Annotated in this window: 27 protein-coding genes and 1 pseudogene; 14 read left to right on the top strand and 14 right to left on the bottom strand. The window is 66.3% G+C overall.

Annotated features, from left to right (window positions below):
- Positions 1–4: 4 nt before the first annotated feature.
- Together QUE68_RS08345 and QUE68_RS08340 are read left to right on the top strand one after the other, a co-directional pair.
- Positions 5–205: a ferredoxin gene (locus tag QUE68_RS08345; protein ID WP_284225516.1), complete on the top strand. Its 201-nt coding sequence runs from the start codon at positions 5–7 to the stop codon at positions 203–205.
- Positions 206–247: 42 nt separating this feature from the next.
- Positions 248–355: pseudogene (locus QUE68_RS08340) on the top strand (alpha/beta fold hydrolase); the annotation flags it as partial.
- Here QUE68_RS08340 and QUE68_RS08335 read toward each other — a convergent pair.
- Together QUE68_RS08335 and QUE68_RS08330 are read right to left on the bottom strand one after the other, a co-directional pair.
- On the bottom strand, positions 352–1,443 hold the full coding sequence (locus QUE68_RS08335) for an NAD(P)H-dependent amine dehydrogenase family protein (protein ID WP_284233527.1): 1,092 nt from the start codon (positions 1,441–1,443) through the stop codon (positions 352–354). The pseudogene QUE68_RS08340 and the gene QUE68_RS08335 sit on opposite strands and share 4 nt — an antisense overlap.
- Positions 1,440–2,471 (bottom strand): Rieske 2Fe-2S domain-containing protein, encoded by a 1,032-nt coding sequence (locus QUE68_RS08330; protein ID WP_284233525.1) that lies wholly within the window; start codon positions 2,469–2,471, stop codon positions 1,440–1,442. Before QUE68_RS08330 ends, QUE68_RS08335 begins: the two co-directional genes overlap by 4 nt.
- 87 nt (positions 2,472–2,558) lie before the next feature.
- On the opposite strand from QUE68_RS08330, the gene QUE68_RS08325 reads away from it, so the two are divergent.
- A complete protein-coding gene (locus QUE68_RS08325) occupies positions 2,559–3,179 on the top strand; it encodes a TetR/AcrR family transcriptional regulator (protein WP_284233523.1) in 621 nt (206 codons plus the stop codon).
- 12 nt (positions 3,180–3,191) lie between these two features.
- Here the strand turns inward: QUE68_RS08325 and QUE68_RS08320 are convergent, their stop codons facing one another.
- From QUE68_RS08320 to QUE68_RS08310, 3 genes are read right to left on the bottom strand one after another with little or no spacing between them, the layout of a single operon-like run.
- On the bottom strand, positions 3,192–3,476 hold the full coding sequence (locus QUE68_RS08320; protein WP_284233521.1) for a DUF1330 domain-containing protein: 285 nt from the start codon (positions 3,474–3,476) through the stop codon (positions 3,192–3,194).
- Between the two features lie 32 nt (positions 3,477–3,508).
- Positions 3,509–3,697, bottom strand: a complete 189-nt coding sequence (locus QUE68_RS08315) for a ferredoxin (RefSeq protein ID WP_284225510.1) — start codon at positions 3,695–3,697, stop codon at positions 3,509–3,511.
- Complete coding sequence (locus QUE68_RS08310) at positions 3,697–4,995, bottom strand: cytochrome P450 (RefSeq protein WP_284233519.1); 1,299 nt, start codon at positions 4,993–4,995, stop codon at positions 3,697–3,699. Before QUE68_RS08310 ends, QUE68_RS08315 begins: the two co-directional genes overlap by 1 nt.
- A gap of 213 nt (positions 4,996–5,208) precedes the next feature.
- On the opposite strand from QUE68_RS08310, the gene QUE68_RS08305 reads away from it, so the two are divergent.
- Positions 5,209–5,994, top strand: coding sequence for an emopamil-binding protein (locus tag QUE68_RS08305; protein WP_284233517.1), 786 nt, complete (start codon positions 5,209–5,211; stop codon positions 5,992–5,994).
- Between the two features lie 5 nt (positions 5,995–5,999).
- On the opposite strand, the gene QUE68_RS08300 is transcribed toward QUE68_RS08305, so the two are convergent.
- Positions 6,000–6,197, bottom strand: a complete 198-nt coding sequence (locus tag QUE68_RS08300; protein ID WP_284225507.1) for a hypothetical protein — start codon at positions 6,195–6,197, stop codon at positions 6,000–6,002.
- 82 nt (positions 6,198–6,279) lie between these two features.
- Here QUE68_RS08300 and QUE68_RS08295 point away from each other — a divergent pair, with 82 nt between their 5' ends.
- From QUE68_RS08295 to QUE68_RS08280, 4 genes are read left to right on the top strand one after another with little or no spacing between them, the layout of a single operon-like run.
- Positions 6,280–6,954, top strand: a complete 675-nt coding sequence (locus QUE68_RS08295; protein WP_284233515.1) for a TetR/AcrR family transcriptional regulator — start codon at positions 6,280–6,282, stop codon at positions 6,952–6,954.
- Positions 6,935–8,233, top strand: a complete 1,299-nt coding sequence (locus QUE68_RS08290; RefSeq protein WP_284233514.1) for an acyl-CoA dehydrogenase family protein — start codon at positions 6,935–6,937, stop codon at positions 8,231–8,233. Before QUE68_RS08295 ends, QUE68_RS08290 begins: the two co-directional genes overlap by 20 nt.
- A 38-nt stretch (positions 8,234–8,271) precedes the next feature.
- The gene (locus QUE68_RS08285) at positions 8,272–9,264 is read left to right on the top strand and encodes a phosphotransferase family protein (protein WP_286275769.1); all 993 of its coding nucleotides are present in this window, start codon (positions 8,272–8,274) and stop codon (positions 9,262–9,264) included.
- A 7-nt stretch (positions 9,265–9,271) separates the two neighbouring features.
- Positions 9,272–10,246, top strand: a complete 975-nt coding sequence (locus tag QUE68_RS08280; protein WP_286275409.1) for an NADPH:quinone oxidoreductase family protein — start codon at positions 9,272–9,274, stop codon at positions 10,244–10,246.
- Here the strand turns inward: QUE68_RS08280 and QUE68_RS08275 are convergent.
- The 8 genes from QUE68_RS08275 to QUE68_RS08240 all read right to left on the bottom strand — a co-directional run bounded on the left by QUE68_RS08275 (position 10,230) and on the right by QUE68_RS08240 (position 17,938).
- Entirely contained in the window at positions 10,230–10,736 is a 507-nt protein-coding gene (locus tag QUE68_RS08275; protein WP_284225503.1) for a hypothetical protein, read from the bottom strand. The two genes, QUE68_RS08280 and QUE68_RS08275, sit on opposite strands and share 17 nt — an antisense overlap.
- Positions 10,733–11,356, bottom strand: coding sequence for a TetR/AcrR family transcriptional regulator (locus tag QUE68_RS08270; protein ID WP_286275408.1), 624 nt, complete (start codon positions 11,354–11,356; stop codon positions 10,733–10,735). Before QUE68_RS08270 ends, QUE68_RS08275 begins: the two co-directional genes overlap by 4 nt.
- A 126-nt stretch (positions 11,357–11,482) precedes the next feature.
- Positions 11,483–12,628, bottom strand: coding sequence for a thiolase family protein (locus QUE68_RS08265; protein ID WP_284233508.1), 1,146 nt, complete (start codon positions 12,626–12,628; stop codon positions 11,483–11,485).
- A complete protein-coding gene (locus tag QUE68_RS08260) occupies positions 12,628–13,437 on the bottom strand; it encodes an enoyl-CoA hydratase/isomerase family protein (RefSeq protein ID WP_454786432.1) in 810 nt (269 codons plus the stop codon). The genes QUE68_RS08265 and QUE68_RS08260 overlap by 1 nt, the downstream gene beginning before the upstream one ends.
- On the bottom strand, positions 13,434–14,612 hold the full coding sequence (locus QUE68_RS08255; RefSeq protein ID WP_286275768.1) for a CaiB/BaiF CoA transferase family protein: 1,179 nt from the start codon (positions 14,610–14,612) through the stop codon (positions 13,434–13,436). Before QUE68_RS08255 ends, QUE68_RS08260 begins: the two co-directional genes overlap by 4 nt.
- A gap of 32 nt (positions 14,613–14,644) precedes the next feature.
- Positions 14,645–15,409, bottom strand: coding sequence for an SDR family NAD(P)-dependent oxidoreductase (locus tag QUE68_RS08250; protein WP_284225498.1), 765 nt, complete (start codon positions 15,407–15,409; stop codon positions 14,645–14,647).
- A complete protein-coding gene (locus QUE68_RS08245; protein ID WP_284234700.1) occupies positions 15,409–16,575 on the bottom strand; it encodes an acyl-CoA dehydrogenase family protein in 1,167 nt (388 codons plus the stop codon). Before QUE68_RS08245 ends, QUE68_RS08250 begins: the two co-directional genes overlap by 1 nt.
- Before the next feature lie 70 nt (positions 16,576–16,645).
- On the bottom strand, positions 16,646–17,938 hold the full coding sequence (locus QUE68_RS08240) for an amidohydrolase family protein (RefSeq protein WP_284225497.1): 1,293 nt from the start codon (positions 17,936–17,938) through the stop codon (positions 16,646–16,648).
- A gap of 270 nt (positions 17,939–18,208) precedes the next feature.
- Here QUE68_RS08240 and QUE68_RS08235 point away from each other — a divergent pair, with 270 nt between their 5' ends.
- Genes QUE68_RS08235 through QUE68_RS08210 form a run of 6 tightly spaced genes read left to right on the top strand, consistent with a single transcriptional unit; the run spans position 18,209 to position 23,153 of the window.
- Positions 18,209–18,736 (top strand): carboxymuconolactone decarboxylase family protein, encoded by a 528-nt coding sequence (locus tag QUE68_RS08235; protein WP_284225496.1) that lies wholly within the window; start codon positions 18,209–18,211, stop codon positions 18,734–18,736.
- 5 nt (positions 18,737–18,741) lie between these two features.
- Positions 18,742–20,076: an aromatic ring-hydroxylating oxygenase subunit alpha gene (locus QUE68_RS08230; RefSeq protein WP_284233504.1), complete on the top strand. Its 1,335-nt coding sequence runs from the start codon at positions 18,742–18,744 to the stop codon at positions 20,074–20,076.
- On the top strand, positions 20,069–20,398 hold the full coding sequence (locus QUE68_RS08225; RefSeq protein WP_284233502.1) for a hypothetical protein: 330 nt from the start codon (positions 20,069–20,071) through the stop codon (positions 20,396–20,398). Before QUE68_RS08230 ends, QUE68_RS08225 begins: the two co-directional genes overlap by 8 nt.
- 1 nt (position 20,399) lies before the next feature.
- The gene (locus tag QUE68_RS08220; protein WP_284225493.1) at positions 20,400–21,632 is read left to right on the top strand and encodes a metal-dependent hydrolase family protein; all 1,233 of its coding nucleotides are present in this window, start codon (positions 20,400–20,402) and stop codon (positions 21,630–21,632) included.
- Positions 21,610–22,047, top strand: coding sequence for a nuclear transport factor 2 family protein (locus tag QUE68_RS08215; RefSeq protein WP_284233500.1), 438 nt, complete (start codon positions 21,610–21,612; stop codon positions 22,045–22,047). Before QUE68_RS08220 ends, QUE68_RS08215 begins: the two co-directional genes overlap by 23 nt.
- Positions 22,044–23,153 (top strand): acyl-CoA dehydrogenase family protein, encoded by a 1,110-nt coding sequence (locus QUE68_RS08210; RefSeq protein ID WP_284233498.1) that lies wholly within the window; start codon positions 22,044–22,046, stop codon positions 23,151–23,153. Before QUE68_RS08215 ends, QUE68_RS08210 begins: the two co-directional genes overlap by 4 nt.

Here is a 23,153-nt window from a genome sequence, read left to right as displayed (position 1 = left end):
CCGCGTGAGCCAGAAGATCGTGGTCGACTTCGGCCTCTGTGAGAGCAACGGGGTGTGCATGGGCATCATCCCCGAGGTGTTCGACCTGGACGATCAGGACTACCTGCACGTGCTCACCGACGACGTGACGCCCGACAATGAGCAGCTGGTCAGAGAATCCGTGCGGCAATGTCCACGGCAGGCCATCGCGATCGTCGACCAGTAGATCCGCCGCGATGAGGAGTCGACCCTGGCCAACCGCCGGGCGGCCATCGACGCATCACACTCGCCGTTCCAGTCCCGGCCCGCCGAGCTCGCCGAGCTCCTGGTCCACGCGACGACGACCGCGCCCGTCGGGCCGCTCGTCCCCGACTAGAGCTTGAACCGGCCGGCGAAGCCACGCAGTGGCAGGTCGGCGCTGGTGAGCAGTCCTGGCGGCGCCGCGACCACCGACTTGATGGCGTTCAGGGCGGGCATGCCCGTGACCGTCATGCCGATCGACGCGAACGCTGAAGGGTTCGACAGGTCGACGCCGGGCTTGGGAAAGATCATGTGCTTGTTGTAGATGCAGGGGTCGCCCTTGATCTGAGTGATGTAGCAGCCCTTGATGTCCCAGCTGGGATCGGTGTGCGGCGTCATCTGCCACTCCAGGTGCGTCTCGACCCGCGGCACGCCGCCGACCATGCCCTGATACTTGATGTAGTTGCCACCGAGTGAGCCCTTGGGGAGGGTGTACCACCCCAGGTCGACGTCCTTGGTGCACGCGCCGAGCTCGTAGCTGAACTTCACCTCGTCGAGTTCCAGACCGAAGCAGTCGGCCATCATCAGCACGCTGTCGGCGAAGACGCGGGTGTACTTCTCCAACTTGCCGGGGATGCTCGGGTCTTCCACAGGCAGCCCGTAGCCGACCTCGATCCAGGTGTCCTTCGAGTGGTGGCACGACACGTCGACCGACTCGATGGTGGTCACGTTCTCGATGTCGGCGACGTCGGCTGAACAGGCCACGCCCAGAATCTGATTCACGCCGGGGTTCATGCCCGTGCCGTAGAACGTCGAGCCGCCCTTCTCACAGGCCTCGGCCAGCAGCTGCGACACCGGCTTGCCCGACGGATGGGGATGGTTGCGGTCACGGTGCCAGCCGGTGATCCAGTCGGCGGTGGTGACGACGTCGATACCGGCCTCCAGCACCTCGACGTAGAGATCCTCGTCGGGGAACACGCCGTGAAAGGTGAGCACGTCCGGGCGGGCGGCGATGATCTCCTCGACGCTGCCGGTCGCGGTGACGCCGACGGGCCCGATTCCCACCAGCTCGCCGACGTCCTTGCCGATCTTGTCCGGCGAATAGCAGTGCACGCCAATCAGCTTGAGATCCGGTTGGGTCTGGATACGCCTGATCATCTCGCTGCCCACGTTGCCGGTGGCAACCTGGAATACCGTGATCGGCGCTGTCGCGGCCTCGGTCATGACGTTCGCCTTTCGTGGGTGGCAGCCAACTCGGCGGCACTGACGCCCCTGCCGTCGGGATAGAACTGTGTGGCCCACGTGCGAATGGCGGTGAAGCCCTCCTGCTCGGAGCTGGCCAGGGCGGGCGGGTCGGAGTAGCGCTGGTGAGCCCAGATGTGCACGTCCTGGCTGAACTGGCGGATGACCTCCTCGCCGAAGGCGCGGGCCTTGGCCTCGGCACGCTGGTCCTCGCGCCCGGGGACGCGTCCGATGTAGACCATGAACCGCACGTCGGAGGTGAACTCGTCGACGGGGGTGATGGCCGAGATGGTGCGGTTGTCGACCATCCCCCAGCTCTTCGTGACGGCGATGCCCAGGCCCCCGTTGATGGCCTCCACACCGCTGTCGACGTCCTCGATCCGCTGACCGTCATCACCTTCGAAGGTGATCGTGAAGTCGACGTAGGACACCGGCTCGGCGAAGTCGTGACGGGTGAACACCGGCACGATCGGCGTGTCGTGCACGTATTTGAAGTGGGCGAAGTCGACGCCGTTCTCGAGCACGTACTGCGGATGGAGTTCCAGGCCGGGCCGAAACAGCCGCTGCTGCGGGTAGTACGCGTCGACGTCGACGGCGCCGGCGAAGCTCGCGAAGACGTCGGGGGCCTCGAAGAACGGTGCGCGGCCGTCGATGTCGTGCCAGACGTAGACGGACTGGTTGCGCTCGGTCACCGGGTAGGTCGCGATCCGTCGACCGCGGTTGGGGCGATCCTCGTAGGGGATGCAGACGTTGCGTCCCTCCTGGCTCCACTGCCAGCCGTGGAACGGGCATTGCACGACCTCGCCCACGACGGTGCCCCCGAAACCGAGGTGGGCGCCCAGGTGTTCGCAGTAGGCGTTCATCACCGTGACCCGACCCGACTCGGCACGCCAGGCGATCAGCTCCTGCCCGAAGTACTTCATCGTGCGGACGTCGCCGACCCCGATTTCGTCTGACCACGCCACCTGAAACCATCCGGTCGGTTTCATCGACAACGGCGGCTTCGCCATCGGTCCCCTCCCTCCCTCGTCGTGCCCGCGTCCTCCACGAATAGTAAAGGGCTCTATCAAAGAATGACAGGGATCTATCATCGTCGAATGACCGAGGCGGGAATCGTGGGGCGGCGCACCAATCGCCGCGGCCTGGCCACCCGAGAGACCATCCTCGAGGCGGCGCTCCGATCACTGGCCTCGGGACATCCCGGTTCGGTGTCGGCGAACCGCATCGCCAAGGACATCGGCGCCACCTGGGGTGCGGTCAAGTACCAGTTCGGCGACGTCGACGGCTTCTGGGCCGCGGTGCTGCATCGCACCGCCGAACGCCGGGCCGGCATGCTGTCGACGCCGGTGGAGCCGGACACGACTCTGCACCGGCGGGTCGCTCGCATCGTCGACACGCTGTATCACGGTCTGTCATCGGCAGATTCGCGAGCGATCGAGAACCTTCGCGCCGCCCTCCCCTGCGATCCCGACGAACTCGAGCGGCTCTACCCCCGGACGGCCGCCGAACTCGCCTCCTGGGAGAAGAGCTGGCTCGAGACGTGCCAGCGGGCGTTCGCCGACCTCGACCTCGCGCCGGAGCGAGTGCACGGCGTGGCCACCCTCATCCCCGGCGCGATGCGGGGTCTGGTCTCCGAGCGTCAACTGGGTTCCTACGCCGATCTCGACGTGGCGCGGGAGACCTTGACCAAGGCTCTGGTCGCCTATCTGTCCGAATGACCGGTCGACGCCTCAGAACCCGGAGACGATGACCCCGTTGCAGTCGGCCGCGGCCAGCCGGACCTTCGCGGCCTCCTGATAGGCGTCGGAGTGATACCACTCGCTGGCCGCCTCGACGGACTCGAACTCGAGCACGACGGTCTGCGTGGCAGGCCACTCACCTTCCAGGACAGTCGGTTTCGTATCGACGGCGAGGATGGTGGCGCCGCCCATCGCCTTCATCGCCAGCTTCCCGTACTCGGCCATACCGGCCGGATCCTTGATGTCTTCGGTGATGATCACGTATCCCTTGGGCATGAACGAATCTCCTCGTCGGTGAAGTAGATCGGCTAGAGCTCGGATATCGCCCGTTCCGGACAATTCTCGACGGCCTCCCTCGCGGAGTCCTCGAGTCCCTCTGGGACGTCCGCCGGATCGGCGACCGCCCAGCCGTCATCGGTCATCTCGAAGACCTCGGGGCACAGCGTCAGGCACATGCCGTGGCCCGCACAACGGTCTTCGTCGACGAACACCCTCATCAGGCGCCGCGGGACTCGATGACGTCGAACTCGAGGTGCAGTTCGGTGAGCCCGCGCAGGATGAACGTCGGGATATAGCGGTAGTCGCGATGGCCCGCCGGACCGTGCTTCTCCTCGGAGATCCTGATGTCGGACGTGCGGTCGAGCAGGCGTTCGAGGCCGACGCGCGTCTCCGCGCGGGCGAGCGGCGCTCCCGGGCAGCTGTGGATGCCGCGCCCGAAGGCGAGATGCTGACGGGCGTTCTTTCGCGCCGGGTCGAACTCGTCGGGGTCGTCGAAGCGGCGCGGATCGCGGTTGGCCGCGCCGTTGACGACCATCACGGTGGTGCCCGCGGCGAGCTCGCGCTCACCGACGGTGACGGGGGTACGCGACAGCCGGAAGTCACCCTTGACGGGGCTTTCGTGCCGTAACGCTTCCTCGATGAAGTTGGGCAGCAGGCTGCGGTCCTCGCGCACCCGCTTCTGGATGTCCGGACGATCGCCGAGCACCTTGAGCGCCGTACCCAGGAGCCGCACTGTGGTCTCCTGTCCGGCCGAGAAGACGTTCGTGGCGACGCGGGCCACGTCGCCGGGCGCGGGGGTGGTGCCGTCGGGGAACTGCGCGGTGGCCATCCCGGTCAGCACGTCTTCCCGCGGGTTTCGCCGACGGTCCTCGACGTAGGCCTCGAACTGGCCGTACAGGAACTCCAACGGAGAGTGCGACAGCGATTCCTTGCTGGTGCTGCCCACCCCGCCGCCCGAATGCTGGGAGATGCCGTCCACGAACGCGTTTCGGTCCTCGGCGGGGATGCCCAGCAGATCGGCGATGACCAGCAGCGTGAACGGGCTGGCGAAACCCTTGATGAACTCACCCTTGCCGGGCGCCAGGAAGTCGTCGAGGCACTCGTCGGCCAGCTGCCACATCGCGTCCTCGTTCTCCTTGAGGCGCTTGGGGGTGATCAGGCGCATCATCAGTGATCGATGGTTGGTGTGCACCGGTGGATCGAGGGTGGGCAACTGGTCGCTGAAGGGCAGTTCGTCACGATGCTCTTCGATCAGACGGGTCACGGTCTCCCCGTCCAAACCCTCGAGCGGGACGGGGAAGCCGGGGAACGGTCCAGACACCGAGAGGCAAGAGGAGAAGGTCTTGTCGTCGTTGTAGACCGCGACCGCCTCTTCCCAGCCGGTCACCATCGTGACGCCATAGTGGTCCTCGGGCTCGACCGGGCACTTGTCGCGCAGCGCGTTGAAGAACGGATACGGGTCGGCGGTCAGCCGCGGGTCTCTGAACCAGTCGATTCCTGCGGGATCGATCGTCATCCACACTCCTGTTTCGCTTCGCGGGCGAGAACGCAATTCTCACATATGACTATCACATTTCCATAGGGTTCGGGACCACGTCAACGGCGGTTATGCAGAACGGCGCACGCTGTCAACCCCTGACTTCTCAGGTGTTTGTGCGAATGCTCAGCAAGGGGCCTTCACTAGGGCTAACGTCCGCCTCGACACCGCACGAGGTAGGAGCTCATCGTCGTGACATCTCAGGTCGCTGCGCAGGTCCCGTCGGATCGAGAATTCAACCTGAGCCGCCCCTGGGCACCACATCGGCGGCGGACCTATCTCGCGCTGACCGCGTTCACCAGCGTGGCCTTCGTAGGAGCCGTCGTGGGCGTCGGCCTCGGGGTGTTGCCACCCACCTTCATCGTCGACGTCATCGCCAACTTGCTCTTCGGCATTCCGGTGATCGTGTTACCCCTGGTCTACTTCTGGACCGGCCGCGGCGAGCACCGCCCCCGGCTGGAGCGCGCGGCCGAGCTGACGATGATCTATCTGCCGTACACCGCCGGTAGCCAGCTCGGTTACGAGACAATCTTCCTCATTGGACATCCACTCGGGCTGTGGACGCCCACCACCGACCCCGGCTGGGGATGGCTGTGGTGGCAGTACGGCCTGACGGACACCCGCTATACCAGTGGCAATGACTGGATCTTTGGCTTGGAACTCGTCGGCGTGCTCACCGGCACCATGTTGTTCGTGGTCTGGACCCGGTTGATGCGCACCAATCTGCCGACCGAGTCACGGATTCGTTGCCTGTGGTTGGCCTTCGCGGGATGCGCCATGTTGATCAGCAGCACCGGCGTGTACTTCCTCTCGGAGGTGCGGGCGGGCTTCGGCGACATCGGCCAGGGGCCATTCGGCCTGTGGTTCAAATTCGTCGCCGAGAACGTCCCGTTCATGATCCTTCCGTTCTTCGTGCTCTACGCGATCTACCTGCAGATCGACCATCTCACGCGACGCGCAGGCGTGACCGCGCCCTGACTGCCCTAGCGCCGGTTCCTACGGCCGTTCTTCCGCACCGCATCCGCCGCGGCGGCGATGACACAGGCCCCCACCGCAAGTGCGAACACGCCGAGAATCAAGTGGCGCCCGCCATCGGTCACGACGAACGCCCAGATCTGCAGCACCCCTGCGGTGAGTGCCAGAAGACCGAACGCGAACGCAGCGGCCCGAAGCGCAGTCATCGGTCCAGTCTGCGTCGGCCCCGTCGCCTATTGACTTAGTTGGACACTGGTCAGCTTCCTTGTGGCGGTCTATGCTGCGCTGGTGCCACGAAACGCCGAGCCCGCTGTAGCTGACCGCGGTCAGCGCCGGGCAACGTTCCAGCGGGCCAAGTCGCACGAGACCAAGAGGCTGCTGGTTCAGGCGGCGATGGCGCTGTGGCGTACCAAGGGTTACGCCGCCACCACCGTCGCGGAGATCTGCACGGCTGCCGGGGTCTCCAAGGCGCTGTTCTACTTCTACTTTCCCCGCAAGGAGGACGTCCTCTTCGAGGTGGGCGTCATGTCGACGCAGTCGGCGCAGCGCACCATCCACGGACTGCTGAGGGAGGACTACGACATCCGCGCCGTGATCGCTGCCGCACTCGATGCCTTCGAACGGTCGATGGCCCGCAACCCGCGTGAACTGGTGATCGAGACCATCCTCGAGGGTTACCGGCACGAGCACCGCATCCTCGCCGACGGAACCCCGCCCGACGTGGACGCCGACATGTTCAGCGAGTTGCTCACCCGCGCCCAGGCCGACGGCAAGCTCGACGCGGAGCTCGACGTCGCGCACCTCGCCTACGTGGCCCAGACCCTCGTCAGCGAGGGCGCCCGCCACTGGGCAGCGGGCACGTTCGGCGAACGATCGTTCGCCGGCGTCGTCACCGCCGACATCTGCGCACTCATCGACGGACACACCGAGGCAAGGAGGCCACATGTGGGATTTCGAGACTGACCCCGAGTACCAGGAGCTATTGGACTGGGCCGATGAGTTCGTCCGCGCGGAGGTCGAACCACTCGACCTGACCTGGCCGCATCTCCAGTTCACCCCGTTGGACGAGACAAGGCGCAAGGTCGTCGATCCGCTCAAGGAGCAGGTGCGCCAAAGAGGCTTGTGGGCAACTCATCTCGGTCCGGAGTACGGCGGTCAGGGCTACGGCCAGCTCAAGCTCGCGCTGCTGAACGAGATTCTCGGCCGGTCGCAGTGGGCACCCATCGTCTTCGGGTGCCAGGCCCCCGACACCGGCAACGCCGAGATCATCGCGCACTATGGCACCCCCGAGCAGAAGGAGCGCTACCTCCGCCCGTTGCTCGACGGTGAACTCTTCTCCAGTTACTCGATGACCGAGCCGCAGGGCGGTGCCGACCCGACACAGTTCACGACCAGCGCGGTGCGCGACGGTGACGACTGGGTGATCAACGGATGGAAGTACTTCTCCTCCAACGCAAGTACCGCGGCGTTCCTGATCGTCATGGTCGTCACCAACCCCGACGTCAGCCCGTATCAGGGCATGTCGATGTTCCTGCTGCCGACCGACACCCCCGGCGTCGACATCGTCCGCAATGCGGGGCTGTACGGCGAACAGGAGGGCCAGGGCTCGCATGCCCTGATCCACTACGACCACGTCCGCGTCCCGGATTCGGCACTGCTGGGCGGTGAAGGACAGGCCTTCGTGATCGCCCAGACGCGCCTCGGCGGCGGCCGTATCCACCACGCAATGCGCACGATTGGCTTGGCGCAGAAGGCTCTCGACATGATGTGCGAGCGCGCCCTCAGTCGGCAGACGGCGGGCAGCCTGCTCGCCGACAAGCAAGCCGTCCAGGGCTACATCGCCGACTCCTATGCTCAGCTCAAGCAGTTCCGGTTGATGGTGCTATACACCGCCTGGGAGATCGACAAGTTCAACGACTACAAGAGGGTGCGCAAGGACATCGCCGCCGTCAAGGTCGTGATGCCGACGGTGCTGCACGACATCGCTTGGCGCGCAATGCAAGTGCACGGCGCCCTCGGCGTCACCAATGAGATGCCGTTCCTCGGGATGGTCACCGGCGCTGCGGTCATGGGCTTGGCCGACGGCCCCACCGAGGTGCACAAGACGACGGTCGCCAAGCAGGTCCTGCGGGACTACCGCGCCGCCGACGACATGTGGCCCACGGAGTGGATCCCCCGCAAGCGCGATGCGGCCCGCGCGAAGTACGCCGAGTACCTGGAGCTGGAGGTGGGCAACCAGTGACGAACATCGACATCGACACCGACCGGCTCGCCCGGTGGATGGACGAGGCGGCACTGCCCGGCAAGGGCGAGCCGCTAGGTACCCGGTTCCTCTCCGGCGGAACGCAGAACGTGATCTACGAGATCACCCGCGGTGATGAGCGCTGCGTCATTCGCATGCCTCCCCCCGGCGCCCCGCCGGACCGGGACAAGGGCATCCTGCGGGAGTGGCGCATCATCGAGGCGCTCGACGGTACCGACGTGCCACACACCGCGGCGATCGGCGTGTGCGAGGACCCCGCCGTGCTGGGTCGCCCCTTCTACCTGATGGGTTTCGTGGACGGCTGGTCCCCGATGGACACACCCGGCACGTGGCCGGCGCCGTTCGACAGTGACCTCGAAGCTCGAGCCGGGCTGAGTTTTCAACTGGCCGAGGGCATTGCGCTGCTCTCGAAAGTCGACTGGAAGGCCAAGGGGCTGAGCGACCTGGGCCGCCCGGACGGCTTCCACGAGCGCCAGGTCGGCCGGTGGATCGGTTTCTTCGAACGCATCAGGAAGCGCGAATTGCACGGCCTCGACGAGGCGACCGCGTGGCTGCGGACGCACGCGCCGCTGGACTTCATTCCCGGCTTGATGCACGGTGACTACCAGTTCGCGAACGTGATGTACCGCCACGGCGCACCGGCCCGGCTGGCAGCCCTGGTCGACTGGGAGATGGGCACCGTCGGCGACCCGAAGCTCGACCTGGCGTGGATGGTGCAGAGTTGGCCGGCCGACACCAGCGCTCCCGAAGCGGCCGACATGAGCTACGTCGACATGAGTGGCATGCCCTCGCGCGACCAGGTGGTCGCTCACTACGCCGATGTGTCCGGCCGTCAGGTCGACGACCTGGACTACTACCTGGTGCTGGCCAAGTGGAAGCTGGCGATCGTGTTGGAGCAGGGCTTTCAGCGTGCCGGTGACGACGAGAAGCTGCTGGCCTTCGGCCCCGTGGTCACCGACCTCATGACCTCGGCGGCCGAACTCGCCGCATCCACCGACTACCGGGGCTGAGCCAGCCGTGCGTGCCGCGGTCTGCCCGGCCTACGGACCACCCGAGGTGCTGCGGATCGAGGAGCGTCGGGACCCGACGCTCGAACCGGGCCAGGCGCTGGTGCGCGTCCAGGCCGCGGCGGTCAACTTCCCCGACGTGCTGCTCGTGGCCAACCAGTATCAGCTCAGCGTGCCGCCACCGTTCGTGCCAGGAAGCGAGTTCGCCGGGGTCATCGACGAATTATCCAATGATGCAGGGGGTTTCGCCGTGGGTGACCGGGTGACGGGAACCGGTCTCTTCGGCGCCTTCGCCGAGCGGGTGGCGGTCCCCGTCGACCGGCTGCACCGGATTCCCGACGGCATCGACGCCCCCACCGCGGCGGCGTTCGGCGTCGCTCACCACACGGCGTATCACGCGCTGCGATCGGTGGCGCGCATCTGCGCCGGCGACGATCTGTTGGTGCTCGGCGCGGGTGGCGGCGTGGGGCTGGCCGCCGTCTCACTCGGTGTCGCCCTCGGGGCGCGGGTCACCGCCGTGGCGTCGTCGTCCGAGAAACTGGCCATGGCAACGCGATACGGCGCTACCGGCGTGCTGAACCACCGTGAAGGGGAACTGCGGGCGGGACTGCGCAAGCTGCTACCCGAGGGTGCCGATGCGGTCATCGACCCCGTGGGTGGTGCACTGTCGGAACCCGCGCTGCGGTCGCTGAAGCGTGGCGGTCGCTTCGTCACCATCGGATACGCCTCGGGAGAGATTCCGAGAATCCCCCTGAACTTGGTTCTGCTCAAGGGGATTCATATCGTCGGCTTCCACTTCCAGGACGTGCCCGCTGCCGAATTCGAGCGCAACGAGGACGAGCTGATGACACTCCTCACGTCGGGTCGCGTGCGACCGCACATCGGGGCGTCGTACCCACTCCGGGACACCGCACGGGCCCTCCGGCGGGTGGCCGACGGCGAGGCCGTCGGCAAGGTGGTGATCGACCTCAGCTGGCCGGGATGAGGTCCGCGGCCACCGACGGCCGGGCCATCACCCCGCAGCGGAACGTCTCGGCGTCACCGACCATCCCGGCCGCGGGTTCGATCGCGGCAAGCGCCTGGGCCTTGAAGGCGCGGGCCGCCGCACTTAGCTGATGACGCACCGATCCGACAGTGTCGTCGAGTTCCTCGGGCCAGTGCTCACCCCACAGCGTGACCTCGGTCAGCCCGTGGCCGAGCGCGTTGAGGACGCCCCGGCGCACGCGCGCATCGGCAGAGAAGAGTTCCGAGGCCACGGCGACGGTCTGCGGATGGGGCCGGTCCGCCCACGTCTCGAGCGCGTCCTCCAGTTCGTGGGTCTCGACGCCGAGGATCTCCAATGGTCGCAGATCGTGCGCCCCGTCGAGCAGGACCGTGACGTCCCAGCCCGCCATCACGCGATCGACCAGCCAGCCGCCCGCGAACTTCACGACGTCGGGAACACTCGGGGAAACCACGTCGAGGCGATACCTCATGTCCTGCTCCTGTCCACCGGTTCGAAGTCTCGGGCGAGCGTCTCGGCGTACCCCTTGAAGACGTCCACCAGGGGTATCGAAGGATCGAGCAACCATGCGGTCTCCATTCCGTTGACGAAGGCGAGGATCTCCACGGACTTGATGGCGGGGTCGAAGTCGGGTCGGTAGACACCGGCGCGTTGCGCGCGTCCGATCAATTCGGCCACGATGTCGACCGCCGCCTGCTGCCTCCTGACCAGCCGGTCGTGGAGCGGCGCATCGGGGTGGATGTTCTCGATCAGCAGGACCGTGAAGGTCCCCACCAGCTCGGGTGCGCGGTCGAATCGCTCGGCGACCTTGCAGATCTCGGTGACGAGGTCGCCCGTTCGGTCGGCGTGCTGGTCATCGTCGTCGTCGCGGGCGTCGAGGACGGCGTTGAGCAGTGCTTCCTTCGACTCGTAGTGGTGCAGGAGCCCGGCGGGGCTGACCCCGGCGTCCCTCGCGATCTGCGCCAGCGAGGTGTTGCGCCAGCCGTTGCGCGCGAGCAACCGTTCGGCGACTTCGAGGATGCGCACCTTGCGGTCGTCGCCCTTGGCGAGCAACGTCGCATACGGCCTCGGAGACTGCTCCGTAGCGGCCACTGAACTCCCTTGTCCAAACCAACCTAGTGAACACACAGTAGGTAGGTTTGGCCGCAGTGACAAGGGTCACCCGCGATTTCGGCGCGGAAACGGTCGCTGAGCGAACGTTTGCACGCCGAAATCGCGCTAGAGGATGAGCTCGACTAGCGTGGCGTTCGCCGTGCCGCCGCCCTCGCACATGGTCTGCAAGCCGTAGCGAATGCCGTTGTCCCGCATGTGATGGATCATTCGCGTCATCAGGACGGCGCCCGACGCGCCAAGGGGATGCCCCAGCGCGATCGCGCCGCCGAGCGGGTTGAGCCGGGCCTCGTCGGCTCCGGTTTCTGCCAACCATGCCAGCGGCACTGGCGCAAAGGCCTCGTTGACCTCGTAGACACCGACCTCGTCGATACCGACGCCCGCCTTGCGCAGCAGCTTGTCGGTGGCGGGGATCGGGCCGGTCAGCATCAGCACCGGATCGGCACCGATGACGGCACCGGCGCGGTAGCGCACGATCGGGGTCAGGCCCATGTTCACGGCGTTCTCGGCGGTGGTGACCAACAACGCCGCGGCGCCGTCGGAGATCTGCGACGAGTTGCCGGCATGGATGACACCGTCATCGGTGAAGGCGGGTTTGAGCCCGGCGAGCTTCTCGACGGTGGTGCCGCGCCGAATGCCCTCGTCGGCGGTCACCACGTCACCGTCGGTGAAGACGGGCACGATCTGGTCGGTGAACGCGCCGGCGTCCTGAGCCGCCGCCGCCCGCTGGTGGGACTGCGCGGAGTACTCGTCGAGACGTGCCCGCGACAGATTCCACTTCTTGGCGATCATCTCCGCCGAGAGTCCCTGGTTGAAGGAGAAGTCGTCATATCGCGCAAGGACTTTCGGCCCATACGGCATACCGGTGGCACGGGCAGATCCCAGCGGTACGCGGCTCATCACCTCGACGCCACCGGCGACGACGACGTCCTGCTGACCCGACATCACCGCATGGACGGCGAAGTCCAGGGCTTGTTGGCTGGAGCCGCAGGCCCGGTTCACCGTCGTGCCGGGGATGTGCTCGGGCCAGCCCGCGGCCAGCACCGCCCACCGGCCGATGTTGCTCGACTGGTCGCCGACCTGCGACACGCAACCCCAGATGACGTCGTCGATCACCGCGGGGTCGATACCGGTGCGTTCGGCGAGTTCGGTCAGCACCGTCCCCGACAGGTCGGCGGCATGCTGTGTCGACAGCCCGCCATTGCGTTTGCCCACGGGTGTGCGGACGGCTCCGACGATCACGGTCTCGCGCATCACTTCTGCTCCTCATCTCGCGGCCTGACCGCCCACTCCCCGGTGAACTCGGGCTGCCGCTTCGCCGCGAACGCAGCGTAGGCCTCGCCCGCGTCCACGGTGGCGAAGTTACCGGGCTGGGCGCGGGCCTCGTTGGCCAGTGCCTGTGGCAGCGTGCCGGTGGCGCCGTCGTTGAGCAGCGCCTTGCTCTGGGCCAGCGCGAAGGGCGGTCCGGCCGCCAACCGCCCGCCGAGGTCGGTGACGAAGGTGTCGATCTCGTCGACGGGAACGACCCAGGTGACCAGGCCCAGCGATCGCGCCTCGGCCGCGTCGATCGTCTCCCCCAGCAGGACGAGCCGCTTGGCCTGCTGCAGCCCGACGAGTTGGGGTAACAGCCACGAACCGCCGAGATCCACGGAAAGGCCGCGGTTGGCGAAGATCTGGCAGAACCGCGATTCAGGCGTGGCGACCACGAGATCGCAGCCCAGCGCCAGGTTCCAGCCGGCGCCCACGGCCACGCCGGTCACCTTGGCCACCGTCGGCATGGCCAACTGGTGCAACGCCAACGCGACGTCGGTGAGCCGGTCCAACTTCCGCCGCGGGTGGATGTCTTCCCCGGTGCCGATGTCGGCGCCAGAGCAGAACGCGCCGCCCGCGCCGGTGATCACCAAGGCGCGCACGCCGTCGTCGCGCCCGGCCGCACGCAGCGCCTCGGCGAGTTCCCGCCACAGCCGCGCGTCGATCGCATTCTTCCGGTGCGGACGGTTCAGGGTCAGGGTCCGCACGCCACCCCGGTCTTCGATCAGCAGCACCGAGTCGTCGTCGGTCACGGGCGGTACACCGGTCCGATCGCGCCCGCGTCCCGCAACGCGGCGATCTCCTCCGGGGTCAGACCCAGCTCACCGAGCACGGCGTCGGTGTGCTCGCCGAGCCCGGGCACCCCACCCATCGGCGGGTCGTAGCCACTGATCACCGGCGGCGGGAGCAGCGTCGGGATCGCGCCCTTCGGCGAACCCACCGTCCGCCACCGGTCGCGCGCCGTCAACTGGGGATGCACCACCACCTCGCTCGGCAGGTTGTACCGGGAGTTGCCGATGCCTGCCGCGTCCGCGATCTCCTGAATCTCGACGAGATCATGCCGGACACACCACGATTCGATGGCCGCGTTGATCTCGTCCCGGTGGGCGCAGCGGTCGGCGTTGGTCGACAGCCGCGGATCATCGGCAAGGTCGGGCCGCACGATGATCTCGCGGGCCAGCCGTTGCCATTCACGGTCGTTGGTGGTCCCCAGGACCACGGTCTGACCGTCGCGGGTCGGGAACGCGCCGTACGGTGCGACCGCGGGCGCGCTGACGCCCAACGGCTTCTGGTCGACGCCGGTGTGCTGGGTGTAGGTCAGCTGGTAGCCCATGATGTCGGTCATCACGTCGAACAGGCTCAACTCCACCGCCGGTGCCACGGCGTCGGTGCGGCCACCGCGCCCGACGAGCAGCGCCATGATCGACAGCGCCGCGTACAGCCCGGTGGTGAAGTCCGCCATCGCGGGCCCCGGCTTGGCGGGCATGTCGGGGTAGCCAGTGACTGCGCAGGATCCCGATTCCGCTTGCACCAGAAGGTCATAGGCGCGCTTGTGCGAGATGGGCCCGCCGGGCCCGTAGCCGTCGATCTCCACCGGGATCACCGTCGGGTGCCGCACCGCGAGGTCGGCACGGCCCACCCCTAGCCGGGCGGTCGCTCCGGGCGCCAGATTGGACACGAAGGCGTCGGCGCCGTCGAGCAACCGGTGCAGCACGTCCATGCCGGCCGGCGACTTCAGGTTGAGGGTGACCGATTCCTTGCCGCGGTTGCACCACACGAAGTGCGCGGCCAGCCCGCCGGGACCGTTGACGACATCGTCGTAGTCCCGCGCGAAGTCACCTCCGGCGGGGTTCTCGACCTTGATGACGCGGGCCCCGAAGTCGGCGAGCACCCGGCTGCAGATCGGGGCGGCCACCGCCTGCTCCATGGCGACGATGGTGATGCCGGCGAGGGGGCCCGTCACATCACCATGCCGCCGTCGACGGGCAGTACCTGGCCCGTGACATAGGAGGCGGCGTTGGAGGCGAGGAAGACGAACGCCCCGGCGATCTCATCGGGATCCGCCCAGCGCTGCAACGGAATTCGACGCATCATGTTTGCCGAGAACTTCTCGTTGGTCCGGATGGTCTCGGTCATCGGGGTGGCTGCCAGCGGCGCCAGCGCATTGACCAGGATGTTCTGGCGAGCCAACTCGCGGGCCAGCGACTTCGTGAAGCCGATGATGCCCGCCTTGGCCATCGAGTAGTTGACCTGACCCAACGTGCCGGTGATGCCGGCGGCCGAGGTGACGTTGATGATGCGCCCGGTGCCGTCGGTCGCCAGGAACGGCAGCGCCGCCTGCGTCACGCGGAAGGCGCCCATCACGTGGATGTCGATCAGGCGCTCGACGTTCTCCTCGGTGATGTCGGCGAACATCGCGGGCGCGGTGACGCCGGCATTGTTGACGACGATGTGAAGCACGCCGCCCGTCATCGCCGCCGCCTGCGCCGCCGCAGCGTCGGCCGATCCTCGATCGGCGACGTCGAGCGCAGCACTCTGGGCCAACCCGCCGGCAGTCGAAATACTCTCGGCCACAACGGCTGCCGCGTCCTTGTCGAGATCCGTGACCAGGACCGCGGCGCCTGCCGTCGCCAGCGCGCGGGCGACGGCCGAACCGATACCGCCCGCGGCGCCGGTCACCAGTGCCGAGCGGCCGGTGAGGTCGAACAGCGGGTTCGCGGCCATCAGTAGCTCCTCGGCATCCCGAGCACGTGGGAGCCCAGGTAGTTGAGGATCATCTCCTGACTGACCGGGGCAATCTTCATCAGCCGTGACTCGCGGAAGTACCGGGAGATGTTGTACTCCTCGGAATACCCCATGCCGCCGTGGGTCTGCAGCGCGCGGTCGGCGGCGTCGAATCCGGCGTCGGCACAGAGGTACTTCGCCATGTTGGCCTCGCGCCCGCACGGCTGGCCATTGTCGTACAACCACGTCGCCTTGCGCAGGATGAGCTCGGCGGCGTCGAGCCGGGCAAGCGAGTCGGCGAGGGGAAACTGGATGCCCTGGTTCATGCCGATGGGGCGGTCGAATACGACGCGCTCGTTCGCATACTTCACCGCGCGGTCCAGCGCCACCCGCCCGATGCCCAGCGCCTCGGCGGCGATGAGCATGCGTTCGGGGTTGAGCCCATGCAGGATGTAGCCGAAACCCTTGCCCTCGTCGCCGATTCGGTCCTCGACGGGGATCCGCAGATCGTCGATGAACAGCTCGTTGGAGCTGACGGCGTTGCGACCCATCTTCTTGATCGGCCGGATGTCGACGTGATCGCGGTCGAGATCGGTGAGGAACAGCGAGAGGCCGTCGGTCTTCTTCGTGACCTCGTCGTAGGGCGTCGTCCTGGTCAGGAGCAGGATCTTCTCGGACTCGAGTGCCTTCGAGATCCATACCTTTCGGCCGTTGACCACGTAGTGGTCGCCGTCCCGCTTGGCGAACGTGGTGATGCGCGAAGTATCCAGGCCCGCACCGGGTTCGGTGACGCCGAAGCACACGTGGAGATCACCGTCGACGATCCGGGGCAGCGTCGCCGCCTTCATCTCGTCGGAGCCGAACACCACGACGGGCTGCATGCCGAAGATGGACATGTGGATGGCGCTGGCCGCGTTCATACCGCCGCCCGAGCGCGCCACCTCCTCGGCCAGAATCGTCGCCTCGGTGATGCCGAGACCGTGACCGCCGTATTCCTCGGGGATGGTCATGCCGAGCCATCCCCCGGAGGCGATCGCGTCGTAGAACTCCCGAGGGAATTCGTGGCCCTGGTCCTTCTCCATCCAGTAATGGTCGTCGAACTTGGCCGCCAGCTCTGCGACGGACTTGCGAATCAGTTGCTGATCCTCGGTCAGTTCGAAGCTCATCCCGCCGGTCACTACGCTCTCCTACGTCGAAAGGTGTTCTAAGCCAGCCGAATCGGTACAAACCGGGTCGTCAGTTGCGTGCGCCGCTGACTTCCTTCGCCCGGGCCTGGAACTCGGCGAACGAAGTGGTGCCCTTGTCGTGCTTGGACAGGGCCTGGATGCTGACGTCGTGACCGGCGCTGGCGGCGCGTAACGCCCCGACGTTGGCCTGATCCTTGGGGACGTGCGCGAAAGGTTCGAAGTGATAGAGCTTCATCGCGTTCTCGTGGGTCATCTTGTCGATCTCGTCGTCGGCCACGTCATAGGCCTTGAAGACCGCGTCGAGTTCCTCAGGGGCTCCCGGCCACATCGAATCGCTGTGGGGGTAGTCCATCTCCCAGCAGATGTTGTCCACCCCGATCTCGTGGCGTAGCTTCACCCCGACCGGATCGGAGATGAAGCACGTCATGAAGTGCTCGCGAAACACCTCCGAGGGCAGCTTGTCGCCGAAGTCCTGATGGGTCCACGTCGAGTGCATCTCGTAGGTCCGGTCCACGCGCTCCAGGAAGTACGGTATCCACCCCGTCCCGCCCTCACTCAAGGCAATCTTCAGGTCGGGGTAGTCCTTGATCGGCTTGGACCACAATAGATCTGCGGCCGCCTGCACGATGTTCATCGGCTGCAGGGTGATCATCACGTCCATCGGCGAATCCGGGGCCGGGATGCTCAGCTTGCCCGAGGAGCCGATGTGGACGTTCATCACCGTTTCGGTGTCCACCAACGCCTTCCACAGTGGCGTCCAGTAGTCGTCGTGGAACGACGGATAGCCCAGGGCGGCGGGGTTCTCGGTGAACGTCAGCGAGTGCACACCCTTCTTGCTCACCCGCCGCACCTCGGCGGCGGCCAGCTCGGCGTCCCAGATGACCGGCAACGCCATCGGGATGAACCGGCCGGGATGCGCCGCGCACCACTCGTCGATGTGCCAATCGTTGTAGGCCTGCACCAGCGCCAGCGAGAAGTCCGAGTCGTCGGTGGCGAACAACCGCCCGGCGAAGCCCGGGAACGACGGGAAGTTCATCGTCGCCAACACCCCGCCGGCGTTCATGTCCTTTACGCGCTCGGCGGCGTCGAAGCAGCCCTTGCGGATCTCGTCGAGCCCCTGGGGCTCGAGGCCGTACTCCTCCTTCGGACGGCCCGCGACCGCGTTGAGCGCGACGTTCGGGATCACCGTCTCCCGGAACTGCCAGGTGTCGCTGCCGTCGGGGTTGTGCACCAGGCGCGGCGCATCGTCGATGTACTTCGCCGAGAGATGGTTCTTGAACATGTCCGGTGGCTCGATGATGTGATCGTCGACGCTAATCAAGATCATGTCGTCCTTGTTCATGCCGTTCCCTTCGCATCGAGCCATCGGCCCGTCATCCGCTGTAGGTTCACTCCTTAAGGAAACTAGCCTCTCCTGAAGTGAGAATCAACCTGCCTATGCGCCACAAACGGCGTATTGCCTGCACTTTTACTACTGAACGTCACCTCGGGCGAGACCTGCGATAGGAGCGTTCCGCCATGGGTTCGATCGAAGAGTGGAAATCTGTTAGGCAGTTATGAGAATATGATTCTCACATCCGAGAGCTGAGTCGTCGATCGAGAGGAGTGCTTCGTGCGCCTGGCCCCGCTGCCCGCAGCCGACTGGGACGACGCCGTCGCGCGCGCCCTCCGGACGATGCCCGAGGAGCGTCGGAACCCGGTGGTCGCCGGCAACGCGATCGCCACGTTCGTCCACCACCCCGAGCTGACTCAGGCCTACCTCGGCTTCGGTTTCTACCTCCTGACGCGCTCCACCCTGCCCCCGCGGCTGCGCGAGCTGGCCGTCCTCCGGATCGCCCACCTGGCGCACTGCGGGTACGAGTGGGATGAGCACGTCACGATCGGGCAGCAGGTCGGTCTGACGCTCGACGACATCGACGCGCTGCAACGCGGCGAGGCATCCGACGACTTCGACCGCACGGTCCTCCACGCCGTCGACGAACTCGTCGAGAACACCGGGCTGTCCGACGACACGTGGGCCGCGCTCGGCGAGCGCCTGGACACGCGTCAGCTCATGGACTTCGTCTTCACCGTCGGCGGCTATCACATGCTGGCGATGGCCCTCAACACTTTCGGCGTCGAAACCAAGAAGGAGAACTGACACCCATGGCTCACTTCCCCAAACCCGCATCGGGTAGCTGGACCGAGAACTGGCCGGAGCTAGGCACCACCCCGGTCAACTACGAGGACTCCATCGACCCAGAGCACTTTGCGCTCGAACAACAGGCGATCTTCCGCAAGACATGGCTCAAAGTCGGTCGCGTAGAGCAACTTCCGAAGAAGGGCAGCTACTTCACCCGCGAGATGCCGTCGGCAGGGGCGGGCACGTCGGTCATCGTCGTCAAAGACGTGACGGACGGCCCCGCAGGCAAGACCGATACGGTTCGCGCGTTCTACAACCTGTGCCGCCATCGCGGAAACAAGTTGGTGTGGAACGACTATCCCGGCGAGGAGGTGTCGGGCGTCTGCCGCCAGTTCACGTGCAAGTACCACGCCTGGCGCTACGGCCTCGACGGCAAGCTCGCTTTCGTCCAGCAGGAAGGTGAGTTCTTCGACCTCGACAAGGACGACTACGGCCTGGTCTCCGTGCGCTGCGAGGTGTGGGAGGGGTTCGTCTTCATCAACTTCGACGACGCCGCGGCCCCACTCGCCGAGTACCTCGGCGACTTCGCGAAGGGGCTGGAGGGCTATCCGTTCCACGAGATGACCGAGCACTACGGCTACCGTTCCGAGGTCAACGCCAACTGGAAGCTGTTCATCGACGCGTTCACGGAGTTCTATCACGCGCCGATCCTGCACATGAAGCAGGCGGAGAAGGAGGAAGCCGAGAAGCTGGCCAAGTTCGGTTTCGAGGCGCTCGCCTACGACATCAAGGGTGACCACTCCATGGTCTCGTCCTGGGGCGGTATGAGCCCGCCCAAGGATCTGGGCATGGTCAAGCCCATCGAGCGCATCCTGCACAGCGGCCTGTTCGGCCCGTGGGATCGCCCGGACATCGAGGGCATCCTGCCCGACGAGCTGCCACCGGCCATCAACCCCGGTCGCCACAAGACTTGGGGCACCGACTCGTTCGAGTTCTTCCCGAACTTCACACTGCTGTTCTGGGCGCCCGGGTGGTACCTCACCTACAACTACTGGCCGACCGCCGTAGACAAGCACATCTTCGAGGCCGACCTCTACTTCGTGCCGCCGAAGAATCTGCGTGAACGGCTCTCCCAGGAACTCGCCGCGGTGACGTTCAAGGAGTACGCCTTCCAGGACGCGAACACGCTGGAGGCGACGCAGACCCAGATCGGCACCCGGGTCGTGACCGAATTCCCGTTGTGCGATCAGGAGATTCTGCTGCGGCATCTGCACAAGACCGCCCACCATTACGTGGATCGGTACAAGGAATCGCTCGCGAGCGCCGCGACTTCCGAACGGAAGGAAGCCCATGTCTAAGCTGCCCGAGGAGTTCGCCGATCTGGAGCGGTTCTCCGACTGGTGCTTGGCAGGCGAGGAGGAGCGCTACGCCAAGCGCCTCGCCTCGACGATGGAGGAGATGCAGGACCTCTACGACGCCGGCCTGTCGCGACTCGAGGACATCATGGTCTACGTCGACGCCCGCTTTCCCCTCGAGGGGATGCCCGATGACGCCAAGGCGCTGGTTCACCTGGGACAGTCGATCGTCATGGTGAGTTTCCCGATCGAAGTGTGGAAGCAGCCCCGCGTGCTCGACAGCGGCGCCGCCTACATCAAGCTGATCAAGGAGCCGGTGGTCTGAGGTGCTGACCCTCAAGGCCGCGGGTCTGCTCGACGTCGACGCCGGTGTCATCGTCCGGCCCGGAATCCTCAAGATCGACGGCGACCGGATCGTCGGCGTGGGTGGCGAGGTCGACGAGGGCTCCGAGGTCATCGATCTCGGCGATTCGATCCTGCTGCCGGGGTTGATGGACATGGAGGTCAACCTGCTCATGGGCGGTCGCGGGGAGAACCCCGGCCTGTCCCAGGTGCAGGACGATCCCCCGACCCGGGTCCTCCGCGCGGTCGGCAACGCCCGCCGCACCCTGCGCGCCGGTTTCACGACCGTGCGCAATCTGGGGTTGTTCGTCAAGACCGGCGGTTACCTGCTCGACGTGGCGCTGGGCAAGGCCATCGACGCAGGCTGGATCGAAGGCCCGCGCATCGTCCCTGCGGGACATGCGATCACGCCGACGGGTGGCCATCTCGACCCCACCATGTTCGCGGCGTTCATGCCCGGCGCCCTGGAGTTGACGGTCGAGGAGGGCATCGCCAACGGTGTCGACGAGGTGCGCAAGGCGGTGCGCTACCAGATCAAGCATGGCGCCCAGCTCATCAAGGTCTGCGTCTCGGGCGGGGTGATGTCGCTGACCGGAGAAGCTGGCGCACAACACTACTCGGACGAGGAATTGCTTGCCATCGTCGACGAGGCACACCGGCGCGGATTGCGCGTCGCAGCCCACACCCATGGCGCCGAGGCCGTCAAGCACGCCGTGGCCTGTGGCATCGACTGCATCGAGCACGGCTTCCTCATGGACGACGAGGCCATCCAGATGCTCGTCGACCACGACCGGTTCCTGGTGACCACCCGGCGACTCGCGGAGGCCATGGACGTATCCAAGGCGCCGAAGGAGTTGCAGGACAAGGCCGCGGTGATGTTCCCCTTGGCGCGGACGTCGCTGAAGGCGGCCTACGAGGCCGGGGTCAAGATTGCTGTCGGCACCGACGCGCCCGCGATTCCGCACGGCAAGAACGCCGACGAGCTGGTGACCCTCGTCGAGTGGGGCATGCCACCCGCGGCGGTGCTCCGGGCGGCGACCGTCGTCGCCGCAGATCTGATCAACGTCACCGACCGCGGCCGTCTCGCCGAGGGGCAGGTCGCGGACGTGATCGCCGTGCCCGGCGACCCGCTGGTGGACATCCGCGTTACAAAGGAAGTAAGTTTTGTAATGAAAGGGGGCAAGGTCTTCCGACATGACAGTGCACACCAGAACTGACGACCTCGTCGAGATCCAGCAGCTGCTGGCGAAATACGCCGTCACCATCACCCAGGGAGACGTCGAAGGGCTCGTCACCGTCTTCACCCCGGACGGGACCTACAGCGCGTTCGGCTCGACCTACACCCTGGCCCGATTCCCAGAGTTGGTCGCCGCGGCGCCCAGCGGCTTGTTCATGACCGGGACGTCGCTCGTGGACCTCGACACCGGTGACCCCGACACGGCCACCGGCACTCAGCCCCTGTGCTTCGTCGAGCACTCCACGCACGACATGCGCATCGGGTACTACAAGGACACCTACGTCCGCACCGATGACGGCTGGCGGCTGAAGACGCGCGCCATGACGTTCATTCGGCGCAACGGCGACCATGACTCCGGCCGCGCGCACGCGATCGGGCGGCCCGAAGCCGGATGACGATCCCCACTACGGCCGAGTTCCGGTCACAGTTGGTGGCGTGGCTCGACGACCACGATCTGACGCCACCGGCCGACCACTCGCTGGACGCACACCACCGGCAATACCAGCGAGTGCTCGGCGCGCTCTACGACGCCGACTGGATGCGCTGGGGATGGTCGGAATCGGTTGGCGGCCTTGGCGGCCCGATGATCCTGCGCGCCGTCGTCGGCGAGGAGGTCGTGGGCCGTCGCTTGGTCGAGCCGGGGTTGTACTCGATGCTCGAAGTGTTGATGCCCACGCTGATCGACTATGCGCCCCCCGGCCTGGCCGCGCAGATGGTGCCCCGTCTGCTGTCCGGTCGCGAAACCTGGTGCCAGGGCTTCTCCGAACCCGGTTCGGGAAGTGACCTGGCGTCCCTGACCACCCGTGCCGAACAGCGTGGCGACGAGTGGGTCATCAATGGCCAGAAGGTGTGGACCAGTTACGCCCAGTACGCGCAGCGGTGCGTCCTGCTGACCCGCACTGGACCCGGCCACGCGGGAATCACCGCGTTCTTCGTCGACATGGATAGCCCGGGCATCGACGTGCGCCCGCTGCGGACCATGCACGGCGTCGACGAGTTCTGCGAGGTGTACCTCGACGACGTGGTCGTCGCGGGCGATCGCATCCTCGGAAACCCCGGTGACGGTTGGCAACTCGCGATGGACCTGCTGCCGTACGAGCGGTCGACGTGCTTCTGGCAGCGGGTGGCTTACCTCTACTCGCGACTGGATGCACTGATCGATCAGGTGAAGGGCGAACTCGGCCCGGCCGCGGACGCGGATCTGGGCGCGGCCTACCTGGCGTTGCACACGTTGCGCTGCCGCTCGCGGGCCACCCAGCTGCGCCTGGCCAGTGGCCAGAAGTTGGGCCCCGAGACCTCGATCGACAAGGTGCTCCTGTCCAACGCGGAACAACAGTTCTACGACACCGTTCGCGACATGCTCCCGGGCAGCATCGAATTGGATGATTCGGTGTGGCGCAGCGAGTACCTGTACTCGCGGGCCTCCTCCATCTATGGGGGCACCGCCGAAGTGCAGCGCAACATCATCGCCCGCCGACTGCTCGACCTCGGGAAGGAATAA

Origin of the sequence: Mycolicibacterium sp. TUM20985, assembly GCF_030295745.1 — a bacterium.
In the GTDB taxonomy this organism is placed as follows: domain Bacteria; phylum Actinomycetota; class Actinomycetes; order Mycobacteriales; family Mycobacteriaceae; genus Mycobacterium.
Note: the sequence above shows the minus strand (reverse complement) of the source record. Positions and strands in the feature narration are given on the sequence as shown.

Coding starts and splice junctions, on each gene's coding strand:
- QUE68_RS08300 (WP_284225507.1), bottom strand. CDS start 6,197: ATGACTGCGCTTCGGGCCGCTGCGTTCGCGTTCGGTCTTCTGGCACTC.
- QUE68_RS08215 (WP_284233500.1), top strand. CDS start 21,610: ATGACAGTGCACACCAGAACTGACGACCTCGTCGAGATCCAGCAGCTG.
- QUE68_RS08310 (WP_284233519.1), bottom strand. CDS start 4,995: ATGACGATCGATCCCGCAGGAATCGACTGGTTCAGAGACCCGCGGCTG.
- QUE68_RS08285 (WP_286275769.1), top strand. CDS start 8,272: ATGGACGAGGCGGCACTGCCCGGCAAGGGCGAGCCGCTAGGTACCCGG.
- QUE68_RS08315 (WP_284225510.1), bottom strand. CDS start 3,697: ATGAGGGTGTTCGTCGACGAAGACCGTTGTGCGGGCCACGGCATGTGC.
- QUE68_RS08320 (WP_284233521.1), bottom strand. CDS start 3,476: ATGCCCAAGGGATACGTGATCATCACCGAAGACATCAAGGATCCGGCC.
- QUE68_RS08245 (WP_284234700.1), bottom strand. CDS start 16,575: ATGAGCTTCGAACTGACCGAGGATCAGCAACTGATTCGCAAGTCCGTC.
- QUE68_RS08275 (WP_284225503.1), bottom strand. CDS start 10,736: ATGAGGTATCGCCTCGACGTGGTTTCCCCGAGTGTTCCCGACGTCGTG.
- QUE68_RS08225 (WP_284233502.1), top strand. CDS start 20,069: ATGTCTAAGCTGCCCGAGGAGTTCGCCGATCTGGAGCGGTTCTCCGAC.
- QUE68_RS08325 (WP_284233523.1), top strand. CDS start 2,559: ATGACCGAGGCGGGAATCGTGGGGCGGCGCACCAATCGCCGCGGCCTG.
- QUE68_RS08330 (WP_284233525.1), bottom strand. CDS start 2,471: ATGGCGAAGCCGCCGTTGTCGATGAAACCGACCGGATGGTTTCAGGTG.
- QUE68_RS08265 (WP_284233508.1), bottom strand. CDS start 12,628: ATGCGCGAGACCGTGATCGTCGGAGCCGTCCGCACACCCGTGGGCAAA.
- QUE68_RS08240 (WP_284225497.1), bottom strand. CDS start 17,938: ATGAACAAGGACGACATGATCTTGATTAGCGTCGACGATCACATCATC.
- QUE68_RS08250 (WP_284225498.1), bottom strand. CDS start 15,409: ATGGCCGCGAACCCGCTGTTCGACCTCACCGGCCGCTCGGCACTGGTG.
- QUE68_RS08255 (WP_286275768.1), bottom strand. CDS start 14,612: ATGGAGCAGGCGGTGGCCGCCCCGATCTGCAGCCGGGTGCTCGCCGAC.
- QUE68_RS08230 (WP_284233504.1), top strand. CDS start 18,742: ATGGCTCACTTCCCCAAACCCGCATCGGGTAGCTGGACCGAGAACTGG.
- QUE68_RS08210 (WP_284233498.1), top strand. CDS start 22,044: ATGACGATCCCCACTACGGCCGAGTTCCGGTCACAGTTGGTGGCGTGG.
- QUE68_RS08335 (WP_284233527.1), bottom strand. CDS start 1,443: ATGACCGAGGCCGCGACAGCGCCGATCACGGTATTCCAGGTTGCCACC.
- QUE68_RS08290 (WP_284233514.1), top strand. CDS start 6,935: ATGTGGGATTTCGAGACTGACCCCGAGTACCAGGAGCTATTGGACTGG.